This window comes from Limosilactobacillus vaginalis DSM 5837 = ATCC 49540 (genome assembly GCF_000159435.1).
Taxonomy (GTDB): Bacteria; Bacillota; Bacilli; order Lactobacillales; family Lactobacillaceae; genus Limosilactobacillus; species Limosilactobacillus vaginalis.
This window is the reverse complement of record NZ_GG693412.1, coordinates 568,614-579,700: the sequence shown is the minus strand read 5'-3', so window position 1 is coordinate 579,700 and position 11,087 is coordinate 568,614. Positions and strand designations below refer to the sequence as shown.

The window sequence follows — 11,087 nt, the reverse complement described above, 5'->3', positions numbered from 1 at the left end:
TTGCTTATTTAGTTGAATTTTATTATCAATTGTTCTTAAATAAGTTGCCCTTCTCTCCATCTCGTTATAATTATTTGGAACTTTTATTAGTAAATTTTCTAAAATTCTCTTAGTAATAAATTTAGTAGCCGTTCCTAAAGATTTATTTTGTAACTCAACGAGTTTTGGCATTAAAGCATAATACAAATAATCATTATTAATGATATTTTCTTTTACTACAGAAATAACATATGTCCTTTGATAAGCATTAAATTTTCCAGTATATCTCTTTAGCTGAAATACACCATTTGCGTTATTTCCGCCTAAAAGAATTGCATCCTGATCAAAAGCAAAATTGTTTATTCTCAATGTTTCAGGAGAAGTCGTAAAGAATGGATATTTACCGTCTTCAACTGCTTTATTTGCATTTAACTTTCCAGTTGTAAATTCTGCAAGATCTCCTAACCTTAATTGTTTATATTTCATATCCAAGCCCCTTCAATACATCTTTGATTTCTGCTTGAAGTTTATTACTTTCCTCAAATTGTTTCTTCAGTTCTCCAGTAAGTCGTTTCATCTTAACCTCATATGGTTCACCATCATCCGCTTGCTTGGCTAAACCAACATACCGACCGGGAGTTAGGACATAATCATTTTTGGCAATTTCATCCAACTTAGCAATTTTACAAAAGCCAGCAACGTCCTTATATTCTTGCTTATTGGTTCCCCGGTAAGCGTGATAAGTATCAGCAACCTTCTTAATATCATCTTTTGAGAAAGCACGGTGTGTACGGTCTATCATTTCACCAAGATCACGTGCATCAATAAATAGCGTTTCTCCCTTACGATTACGCTCATCTGGTGATTCTTTGTTCATATCAATAAACCAAAGCGAAACCGGAATACCGGTTGAATAGAACATTTGTGAAGGCATCGCCACAATCGCATCGATCTTGTCATCCTCAAGTAGTGCTTTTCTAATTGTATATTCTTCTTTAGTGGAAGTGGACAAAGCACCATTAGCTAAAACAAAACCTGCCTTCCCATCAGGGGCCAACTTACTAATAATGTGCTCAATCCAAGCATAGTTAGCATTGCCGACCGGTGGAACACCATATTTCCAACGTGCATCTTCCCTTAACTTATCACCATTCCAGTTTTTAACATTAAATGGTGGATTAGCTAAGATAAAATCAAATCTTTCACCTTTATGTAAGTCATTGGTAAAAGTATCGCCTTGATGTGGTCCAAGATTATTATCAATACCACGAATGGCAAGATTCATCTTTGCTAATTTCCAAGTGGTTGGGTTAGACTCTTCACCATAAACTGATAAATCTCCGATTTTACCTTGGTGCTCTTGGACGAACTTGTCAGATTGAACAAACATCCCACCAGATCCGCAACATGGATCATAAATACGTCCCTTATAAGGTTCAATCATTTCTACCAGTGTACGAACGATAGACCGTGGCGTGTAAAATTCACCACCCTTTTTCCCTTCCTGAGAAGCAAATTCATTGAGGAAGTACTCATATACACGCCCCAAAATATCAGATTGCTTGGCATGTTTATCGCCTAGACTGATATCTGAAATTAAATCAACCACTTCACCTAGACGAGTTTTATCAAGATCTGGAGATGCATAGTTCTTACTTAAAACTCCACGCAATGAATCATTGCTTTTTTCAATTGCATCCATTGCACTGTCAATGATTTCACCAATTTGAGGTGTTTTCGCTGATTGTTGAATTAATTCCCAACGTGCTTCTTTTGGTACCCAAAAAATATTTTCCGAAAGATACATATCAGGATCTTCAGCATCTTCAGGATAATCTGATTTCAACAATTCATTATGCCTGGTTTCAAATGAATCTGATACATACTTAAGGAAAATTAACCCCAGTACAACATTACGATATTCTGAAGCGTCCATGCTGCCACGCAACGCATCAGCTGTTTTCCATAATTTGTCCTCAATACTTAATTCCTTAGACTTGGTTGCCATTTTCACGACTCCTTTACTATTTCCATAATGTCACTAATATCACAATCCAATGCTTTGCAGATTTTCAGCAAAACCTCAGTCGTCACATTACCATCTTTCCCCAACTTAGCAATTGAAGCAGAGCTAACCCCACTCTTTTTACGCAGGTCTTGCTTTTTCCAGCCCCGGTCAATTAATAATTTCCATAATTTGTTGTAACTAAAATGCATATATCCGTCCTCATCTTTAGTTAAGCGTTAACAATTTTAATTTTACTATATTTCTTTGCTGATTAAAAACAAAATATTTGTAATTGCAAACAAAAAGAAGACCCGCTACCTATTTTTTAGATGGCGGGTCTTTTTAAAGCCTAACTTGTTTCTTTATTATTTTTCTTGGTAATTTGTGTCTGCTTAATTACTTTCAAAATATTAACATGCTTCATTGCCCAGTGTCGTCGATAAAACTCAATTGGTTCAATCTGAATACGGGTACGTCGCTTATACAACTCTTCTCTCAGTAAGCTACCGAAGATTCGATAGTGTAAATAAATTCCACATGTTCCCTCATTCACTTCGTCAATTACACCATAATAATATTTTTGCTGACTATCACCATTAAATTCATTACCAAAAATAACTGGATAATGCTTAACTTTTGCTGACAGAAAGCCATGCTTGTCCCAGATAATTCCTGCTAAACGCTGATCTGTATTTTCACCAAATACTCGTGAATCATCGTGTTGTATTAATAAAGAGCCATCATGGCTAAAATCTTTATTATCAATAACTAGTAATTCATAATTTTGATAAGACACATACTCATTACTTAAAACACGTTCTGAAACCTTATTTACTAGCCGCTGTTGTTTTTGCAACAGTGGTTTTTTCTTTACACTACTTTTCCCTTGGGCTGCATCATTAATGATCTTTTCAAGCTTTCTTGCATATGCATCCCCTGCTTTGGACGGATGAGTACTGATACCAACCTGCATTAAGCTTTTAGCAATCCGCGAGCGCGCCTGATAGTCCAGTCCATCAATATATTTAGCTATTCGCTCTGTACTTAAATGACCACCCACTCGCCGTGCTAAACGATTAATTGATGACCGTCCTGTGAAGTAACTCTTAAAAGTATTTTCATTATATCCAATCAAATGATGGTACTTAACATTAGTCATCAATTCCATCATTTTGTCGACACATTCCGCTTGTGAACCTCCATGACCTAAATATGGCTGCAATATCTTAGCCATTTTCGAGAATTCCTCGTTTGCCACATCTACCACCTACTACTTTTGGTCAGTTGGTCGGTTAACCATAACTAACCAAAGAATATTTTTATCAATCGGTATTAACCATCACCGACCTGAACACACCACCAATCTTTACTATCCTAATCACCGTGATGCTGCTCATGCTATACGCTTTCATTATATCAAGTTTTCTCATTAATACAAACGTATGTTCGGAAACGTCATACGATATGCACCATTTGATCACGGTGTTCCGACATATCAATAATTTAATACTTATTGTTCTGTAACCAACCATCGGAAGGACGGCTGCAGTACCCAAGCGATCTTATCGTTTAGGTCTGTTTTATGCTGTCTTTTTAGTGGTTTTTAATATGCCTTCGATTCCTTCGCTTGGGAGATCCAAGAGGAGGAATTTTTTATGAAGAAATACTACGACGACCGGAAACAACTCAACATGGAGATCTCAGATGCTAAAGATGGCAGCATGCGCATCAAGTTACATCAACCGACTGGCATCAAGGAAATCACGGTCACAGAAGCTGAAGGTAAAGAAATCATCGAACTTAATCGTATTGAGTACAACGATAACCACCGTGAAACTCGTCGTCATGTTTCACTTGAAGCCTATGATCCATACGGCGCCTTAGTACAAAACGATGCTGATCCATATCAAGCCGTAGTTAATAAGGAAGAAATGGACCAACTCTACCACAGCATCAATCAACTTAAACCTGAGCAGCAGAAATTAGTCATGAAAAAATTCTGGAATGATATGAAACAAGTAGATATTGCTAAGGACGATGGAGTGACCAAGATGGCGATCACTAAACGTTTCCAAACTATCTATCGACGGCTCAAGAAAAATCTTCAAAAATAATCGTTTACTTTTTTCTTTCCCATGGCCTGTAAGTGTAAGGCAGTTATTCCTTACCAAACTTAACAAGAAAGGAACGGTCAAAATGGCTAACAAAATTTCTATTTCAGTAGCCAAGCATCCCCAACAAGATGGTGTTGTCAGTATGCGTCAAATCACAATCCGTGAACGGCTGCTGCGTTTACTACTCGGTCAACCACACCATCTGATGGTGATTACACCTGGCAAAGATGTTCAGCAACTGCAAATTAACGAAGTAAAGGAGGATTCATATGAGCGTAATGAATGACTTCGATTTACAACTTAAGGAAGCTGAGAACCAGCTTGATCAAGCCAAGGATGCCATTCAGTCCATCCGTCAATTGCTATCAAGCAATCAGGATGCAGCCCCATGTGATAATGAGCAACCAAAGCGCGATCCAGTTGAAGATAAAGTAACGGTTCGCAAGATGCTAGCAAAGAAGAGTGGTGAAGGCTACACCGCTCAAGTGAAAGCATTGCTTCATAAATTTGGTGCTGAAAAATTATCCGACGTAGACCCTAAGGATTACAAGGATCTTTACTACAGTGCGGAGGGCTTGGGACAATGAGTTCACCAAAATATCACGCTTTACTATCAGCTTCCAGTGCCAACCGTTGGCTAAGTGCTCCGCCACTACCGCGATTAGAACAATACTTTCCGCACACCACTTCAAACGCTGCCGCTGAAGGAACAGCTGCCCACGCACTAGGAGAATATAAGATCCATCGATTGCTCGGTGATAGGTTCAAGCGTCCTACTTCTGATTACCAATCAGATGAGATGGAAGACCTAACCGATGATTACGCTAGCTATGTCCTGGGACAATACCACCAAGCTAAGAAGTATGCTTCTGACGCCACCATCAATGTGGAACAGAAACTAGACTTCTCCAAGTACGTTCCGGAAGGCTTCGGTACCGGCGACTGCGTGATCGTTTCTGATCACCTGCTCCACATTATCGACTTCAAGTATGGCAAGGGTGTCCGGGTGGAAGCCAAGAACAACCCTCAGATGAAGCTCTATGCCGTTGGAGCATTAGAGATGTTTGGCAATCTGTACAACATCGATGAAGTTGAAACTACAATCTTTCAACCTCGCATGGCCAATATCAGTACCTGGACCATTAATGCCCAAAAATTGATGCACTGGGCCAATACCGAACTGAAAGAAAAAGCCGAATTAGCTTTTGCTGGCAAAGGCACTGTTCGTTATGGCCCCTGGTGCCAGTTCTCTGCCTGCAATGCCGTGCTGCGTGCCCGCTTCGATTATCATCATAAGCTCACTCGCTTCCAGTTACGCTCACCCAACCTGCTCACTGATGCGGAAGTTATCGAAGTATTGAAACACATCGATGATTTAAATCGCTGGGCTCACGAAGTTAAAGACTATGCTGCCAACTTAGCCATTAACCATGGTAAGCAGTGGCCTGGCTTCAAAATTGTCGAAGGTCGTTCCACCCGGCGCTACAAAGATGAAAATGCGGTTGCCAAGATTGCTGAAGCGAACGGCATTCATGATATTTACCAACGGAAGCTACTACCAATTACAAAATTAGAAAAACAGCTCGGTAAGAAGAAATTCACTGAACTGTTTAGTCAAGAAATTGTAAAGCCTGCGGGTAAGCCAACCCTGGTGCCAAATTCTGATCGGCGTCAGAGTATTGGCAAATCAAACCCACAGGATGAATTTAAGGAGGAAAAATAATATGTCACAACAAACTAAAGTCGTTACTGGTATTAACACTCGTCTTTCTTACGCCAACATCTGGGAACCCAAGTCTATTAATGGCGGTAAAGAAAAATACTCAGTCAGTCTGATTATCCCCAAGTCAGATCAGAAGACAGTCTCCGCAATTGAGAAGGCCATCGATGCTGCCATTCAAGAAGGCATTGGAAAGTTTGGTGGCAAGAAGCCTAACAAGGCCACTCTGAAGCTTCCACTTCGTGATGGTGACGTTGAACGTGATGATGCCGCCTACCAAGATAGTTATTTCATCAACGCTAATTCGATTACGGCTCCCCAGATTGTAGACAAGCATGTTCAGCCCATCCTCGATCGTGATGAAGTTTACAGTGGCTGCTATGCCCGAGTATCGATTAACTTCTATGCTTTTAACACCAACGGTAACCGTGGAATTGCCTGTGGCCTGGGTAACATCCAAAAGATCCGTGATGGAGAACCACTAGGTGGACATGCTAGTGCCAGCGATGACTTCACAGCGATTGATGATAGCAATGACGATGATTTCTTAGCTTAAACCAAAAGATGGGCAGTCGACTTTGACTACCCATTTTTTGTAGAAAGGATTCCTGATGAAGCAAATTTCAATTGATATTGAAACTTATTCCAGCACCAACCTAAATCAGACTGGCGTCTATCGTTATGCAGATAGTAAAGACTTTGAACTCCTGCTTTTTGGCTACGCTATCGACTTCGGTCCAGTAAAGGTTATAGACCTCACTCAGGGTGAATCAATTCCTCCTCAGGTTATTAAGGCGTTAGATGATCCTACTATTATTAAAAGTGCCTTTAACGCTCAATTTGAACGGGTCTGTCTGTCACGTTTCGTAAGCCACCGCTTAAAACCAGCTGGTTGGCATTGTTCTCGCGTCTGGTCTGCCACTCTCGGCTTGCCATTATCACTACGAGATGTTGGAAGCGTGTTAGGGTTACCACGGCAAAAGATCACTGCTGGTAAAGAGCTTGTGCGCTACTTCTGTACACCTTGCAAACCTACGAAGGCCAATCAAAATCGCACTCGTAACTTCCCCTACCATGCTCCTGATAAATGGCAACAGTTTAAGCAATACAATCAGCGTGACGTCGAGGTTGAAATGGAAATCACCCAGAAGCTCGAATGCTTCCCCGTCCCACAGAATGAATGGGAAAACTACTGGATGGATCAAGACATTAATGATCGCGGTATCCGGATTGACCAACAACTGGTTAACAATGCGATCAAATGTCAAAACGTTTTCCATGACCAGTACTTACAAACTGCTAAAGAATTAACAGGTCTAGCAAATCCTAACTCTCCATTACAGCTAAAAGATTGGCTCCAGCAGCAAGATATTAAAACTAATTCACTATCCAAAGCATCAGTGGCACAGCTATTACAAACCACTACCGGCACGGTCCATCAAGTATTAGCTCTCCGCCAGTTGTTATCTAAATCAAGTATCAAAAAGTATCAGGCTATGCAGAAAGCTATGTGCCAAGATGGTCGTGTCCATGGTCTTTTACAATTTTATGGTGCTAACCGGACGGGTCGGTGGGCTGGTCGCCTTGTACAAGTACAAAATCTTCCCCGTAATTCAATGCCAGACCTCGAAGAAGCTCGCGAATTAGTTAAGCAAGGCAACGTACCAGCACTTGCAATGCTTTATGATTCAGTGCCAGACGTCTTATCACAATTGATTCGCACTGCTTTTATCCCTAGCAAAAATCATCATTTCTACGTGGCTGACTTCTCAGCGGTTGAAGCACGGGTGATTGCTTGGCTATCTAATGAAAAATGGCGACAAGAATCCTTTGCCAAGAATGAAGATATCTATTGTGCATCCGCGAGTCAGATGTTTGGTGTCCCGGTCGTCAAACATGGCATCAATGGTGAACTCCGTCAAAAGGGTAAAATTGCCGAACTCGCCCTGGGCTATGGCGGTTCCATTGGTGCGCTCAAAGCCATGGGTGCCACTAATCTTGGCCTAACCGATGATGAATTACCACCACTGGTTCAAATGTGGCGTAATGCTAGTCCTCACATTGTGCAGTTTTGGTGGGACGTTGATAAAGCAGCTAAAGAATGTATTAAAACGCACCTCCCGCAAACTACCCACGGAATGAAATTTATTTATCGCAGTGGTTGTATGTTTCTTCGTTTACGGTCGGGACGTTATCTTTGCTACCCCCAACCTAAAATTGGCATTAACCGGTTTGGTTCTGAATCGATTACCTTCATGGGGAACAACACCGTGAAAAAATGGGATCGAATTGAAACCTATGGGGCCAAGCTGGTAGAAAACATTGTCCAAGCAACTAGTCGTGACCTGCTAGCTGAAGCAATGCGGCGGTTAGAAGCTACTGAGAATACGGTGGTAATGCATATTCACGATGAAGCCGTAATTGACGCCCCTTCCAATCGGTCACTTGACACCATGGTTCAGCTCATGACCGAAGTTCCAGACTGGGCCAATGGTTTAATCCTCAACGCTGCTGGTTTTGTTAGCGACTTTTACAAAAAAGATTAATTTTAATAGTTTACTTTCTGCCCTCATCTGGCTTATTGGTGAGGGCTTTTCTAGTTCTCTACTTTAATGAAAGGATCTGAATTTATGTCAGAAGCAACCATAGCAATTACCAAGCTGCGCCAAGACAAACCGAATCCACACTACCGACCAATGATCTTTGTCATTGCGCCGTTTACAGAAGTAGTAAAGAGCGATGCCGAAAGTATCAGGACAGTGCGCTCCAACTGCCGTTTTGTCTATCAACATGGTGGCATCCCCGTTTGTCCACAGCTTTACCTACCTCAATTTATTAACCTGCACCATTCGCGAGAATTTCAAGTAGCCGCCTTTATTAACATTGTGCTACTAACTAAATGCGCCGAAGCCTGGTCATTTGGTAAGCCAACACATGATATGCGCTACTTTATCCGCTTAGCCAAACGTAAAAATAAAAATGTCCGCTACTTTAATAACGAAATGGAGGCTAATTAAAGATGCATTTTACTTTATCGACGGCAGTTAATTCCGGTCAGGCTAGCAACACGATCTATCCTCATCAACAAACTATCACTAACGCACAGGAATTAGAACAGGCTGTCCACTATGACCATGTCTGTGGTCAATTTAAAAATAACCAACGCACCATTGCCAACTTCATTAAAGCCGACTGCCTAATTATGGATTGTGATAATGATCATTCTGATGATCCGACTACTTGGATCAAGCCTGCAAACATTGCTAACTATTTCGATGATGTTTCCTACGCCATTACCTTGTCACGCAACAACATGAAAGCCAAGCACCATAAAGCACCCCGACCTAAGTTTCATGTCTACTTTCCGATTACTGAGATTACGGATGCTAAAACCTATACTGAACTAAAGCACGAAATTCAAGAATACTTTCCCTACTTTGATGACAATGCGCTTGATGCGGCCCGTTTTGTCTTTGGTGTGCCTAGTACTAAAGCCATCTGGCATGAAGGATCACAAACCGTAGACAAATTTATGATGGCCCAGCGTTACTTTGCTCAGCAAAACATCGGATCAATTCATGAAGGCCAACGTAATGCTACCCTTTCGCATTTTGCCGGTCGCATCATTATGCGTCTTGGCAATACTGCTGAAGCTCGTCAGGCATTTCAGGAAGAAGCTGCTAAATGTGATCCACCACTAAGCAAGCAGGAATTAAAAACTATTTGGAATAGTGCTATTAAATTTGGTCAACGCATGGCTAATCAAAAAGATTATATTCCGCCCGAAAAATACAATCAGCCCAATGATGACTTACAGCCGGCTGACTACTCGGACACTGGGGAATCTTATGTCTTTGTAAACAACTGTAAAGAGCGGGTCTGCTACACCAATCAATCAGGTTTTATGTGGTTCGACGATAAGGTCTGGCAAGAATCGGAACCTTTAGCTCTCGGCGAAGTCCAACGTTTTACCGATAAACAATTAGCCGATGCCCAACTTCGAGTCACTCAAAGTTACCAAGCAATCCAGAACAATGGGGTCGCCAAGGCGCTTCAAACTATGGGTAAAACTAAAGCTAGTCGGACTTTTAACGATGAACAACAGGCAGCGTTCAAGAATTACGAAAATGCTAAAGCTTACGAAGCCTTCATTCTCAAGGAACGCAGCACCCGTGGTATTAACGGGATCTTAACTAATTCTCGACCAAAGCTCGTCAAAGAGATTAATGATTTTGATGCTGATCCGTTTTTGTTGAACACACCCAACGGACCTTTCAATTTAAAGAAAGGGATGCACGGTCAACAGGAAATTCAAGCTGATGAATTAATCACCAAATCCACATCCTGTGTTCCTGGTAATCAAGGAGCTTCACTCTGGCAAGAAGCACTCACTACTTTCTTCTGTGGTGACCAAGCGTTGATTAATTACGTCCAAGAAATTGTGGGACTGGTGGCGATCGGTCAGGTGTACCTGGAAGCTCTGATTATTGCTTACGGCAGCGGGAGGAATGGTAAGTCAACCTTCTGGAACACCATCGCTAATGTACTCGGCACTTATACCGGTCACCTCTCAGCTGATGCCTTGACCACTGGTGTCCGGCGAAACGTCAAACCAGAGATGGCCGAAGTCAAAGGCAAGCGGCTAATCATCTCCGCTGAACTAGAAGAAGGTAAGCGACTGAACACTTCCATCGTCAAGCAACTCTGTTCAACTGATGAAATCTATGCCGAAAAGAAATACATGAAACCTTTCTCCTTTACGCCCAGCCACACCATCGTGGTATACACCAATTACCTGCCCCACGTAGGTGGTAATGATGAAGGAATCTGGCGACGGTTAATTGTGATTCCTTTTAATGCCAAAATTGCTAAACGCAATGATATTAAGAATTACGCCCAGTACCTAACCGAAAAAGCTGGGCCGGCAGTCTTGCAGTGGATCATTGAAGGCGCACAGCGAACCATTCAGCAAAATTACCAGTTAACCACTCCAGCTGCCGTAACCAAAGCGGTACGAGCCTACCACGCTGATAATGATTGGCTAGGACATTTTCTTAATGAGAATTGTGAACTTGACCCCAGTTATGAACAAAAGTCGGGCGATCTCTACCAAAAGTATCGCGAATACTGCCAAGGCATCGGTGAATATACCCGCAGCACAACTGACTTTTACATGGCCCTCAAAAATGCTGGCTTTCAACGTCAACATAAACAAAGCGGTCGTTTCATCAAGGGATTGCGATTAAAAGTTGATGCTGATGAATTT

Annotated in this window: 12 protein-coding genes; 8 read left to right on the top strand and 4 right to left on the bottom strand. The window is 41.6% G+C overall.

Features of this window, described 5'->3' with window-relative positions:
* The 4 genes from HMPREF0549_RS09445 to HMPREF0549_RS02625 form a co-directional block, all read right to left on the bottom strand.
* On the bottom strand, nt 1-465 hold a 465-nt coding region (locus HMPREF0549_RS09445; protein WP_003716716.1), incomplete at its 3' end, for a restriction endonuclease subunit S.
* Nucleotides 455-1,987, bottom strand: a complete 1,533-nt coding sequence (locus HMPREF0549_RS02635; RefSeq protein WP_040530831.1) for a class I SAM-dependent DNA methyltransferase — start codon at nt 1,985-1,987, stop codon at nt 455-457. The genes HMPREF0549_RS02635 and HMPREF0549_RS09445, both read right to left, overlap by 11 nt.
* A gap of 2 nt (nt 1,988-1,989) precedes the next feature.
* Nucleotides 1,990-2,196, bottom strand: coding sequence for a helix-turn-helix domain-containing protein (locus HMPREF0549_RS02630; protein ID WP_003716714.1), 207 nt, complete (start codon nt 2,194-2,196; stop codon nt 1,990-1,992).
* Between the two features lie 140 nt (nt 2,197-2,336).
* Complete coding sequence (locus HMPREF0549_RS02625) at nt 2,337-3,221, bottom strand: hypothetical protein (RefSeq protein ID WP_040530828.1); 885 nt, start codon at nt 3,219-3,221, stop codon at nt 2,337-2,339.
* 421 nt (nt 3,222-3,642) lie between these two features.
* Here HMPREF0549_RS02625 and HMPREF0549_RS02620 point away from each other — a divergent pair, with 421 nt between their 5' ends.
* From HMPREF0549_RS02620 to HMPREF0549_RS02585, 8 genes are all read left to right on the top strand, one after another.
* Entirely contained in the window at nt 3,643-4,101 is a 459-nt protein-coding gene (locus HMPREF0549_RS02620; RefSeq protein WP_003716712.1) for a sigma-70 RNA polymerase sigma factor region 4 domain-containing protein, read from the top strand.
* Between the two features lie 82 nt (nt 4,102-4,183).
* Complete coding sequence (locus HMPREF0549_RS02615) at nt 4,184-4,387, top strand: hypothetical protein (protein ID WP_003716711.1); 204 nt, start codon at nt 4,184-4,186, stop codon at nt 4,385-4,387.
* Nucleotides 4,371-4,688 (top strand): hypothetical protein, encoded by a 318-nt coding sequence (locus tag HMPREF0549_RS02610; RefSeq protein WP_003716710.1) that lies wholly within the window; start codon nt 4,371-4,373, stop codon nt 4,686-4,688. Before HMPREF0549_RS02615 ends, HMPREF0549_RS02610 begins: the two co-directional genes overlap by 17 nt.
* On the top strand, nt 4,685-5,824 hold the full coding sequence (locus tag HMPREF0549_RS02605; RefSeq protein WP_003716709.1) for a DUF2800 domain-containing protein: 1,140 nt from the start codon (nt 4,685-4,687) through the stop codon (nt 5,822-5,824). Before HMPREF0549_RS02610 ends, HMPREF0549_RS02605 begins: the two co-directional genes overlap by 4 nt.
* 1 nt (nt 5,825) lies before the next feature.
* Nucleotides 5,826-6,377, top strand: coding sequence for a DUF2815 family protein (locus tag HMPREF0549_RS02600; protein WP_445013408.1), 552 nt, complete (start codon nt 5,826-5,828; stop codon nt 6,375-6,377).
* 55 nt (nt 6,378-6,432) lie between these two features.
* Nucleotides 6,433-8,367, top strand: a complete 1,935-nt coding sequence (locus HMPREF0549_RS02595) for a DNA polymerase (protein ID WP_003716707.1) — start codon at nt 6,433-6,435, stop codon at nt 8,365-8,367.
* 84 nt (nt 8,368-8,451) lie between these two features.
* Complete coding sequence (locus tag HMPREF0549_RS02590) at nt 8,452-8,838, top strand: DUF7768 domain-containing protein (RefSeq protein WP_235807379.1); 387 nt, start codon at nt 8,452-8,454, stop codon at nt 8,836-8,838.
* Between the two features lie 2 nt (nt 8,839-8,840).
* Nucleotides 8,841-11,087 (top strand): phage/plasmid primase, P4 family (locus HMPREF0549_RS02585; RefSeq protein WP_003716705.1); only part of this gene is annotated, 2,247 nt, incomplete at its 3' end.

Bases quoted from the DNA above. Each gene is read 5' to 3' on its own strand.
- HMPREF0549_RS02635 (WP_040530831.1), bottom strand. From the start codon at position 1,987: ATGGCAACCAAGTCTAAGGAATTAAGTATTGAGGACAAATTATGGAAA.
- HMPREF0549_RS02630 (WP_003716714.1), bottom strand. From the start codon at position 2,196: ATGCATTTTAGTTACAACAAATTATGGAAATTATTAATTGACCGGGGC.
- HMPREF0549_RS02625 (WP_040530828.1), bottom strand. From the start codon at position 3,221: ATGGCTAAGATATTGCAGCCATATTTAGGTCATGGAGGTTCACAAGCG.
- HMPREF0549_RS02620 (WP_003716712.1), top strand. From the start codon at position 3,643: ATGAAGAAATACTACGACGACCGGAAACAACTCAACATGGAGATCTCA.
- HMPREF0549_RS02615 (WP_003716711.1), top strand. From the start codon at position 4,184: ATGGCTAACAAAATTTCTATTTCAGTAGCCAAGCATCCCCAACAAGAT.
- HMPREF0549_RS02610 (WP_003716710.1), top strand. From the start codon at position 4,371: ATGAGCGTAATGAATGACTTCGATTTACAACTTAAGGAAGCTGAGAAC.
- HMPREF0549_RS02605 (WP_003716709.1), top strand. From the start codon at position 4,685: ATGAGTTCACCAAAATATCACGCTTTACTATCAGCTTCCAGTGCCAAC.
- HMPREF0549_RS02600 (WP_445013408.1), top strand. From the start codon at position 5,826: ATGTCACAACAAACTAAAGTCGTTACTGGTATTAACACTCGTCTTTCT.
- HMPREF0549_RS02595 (WP_003716707.1), top strand. From the start codon at position 6,433: ATGAAGCAAATTTCAATTGATATTGAAACTTATTCCAGCACCAACCTA.
- HMPREF0549_RS02590 (WP_235807379.1), top strand. From the start codon at position 8,452: ATGTCAGAAGCAACCATAGCAATTACCAAGCTGCGCCAAGACAAACCG.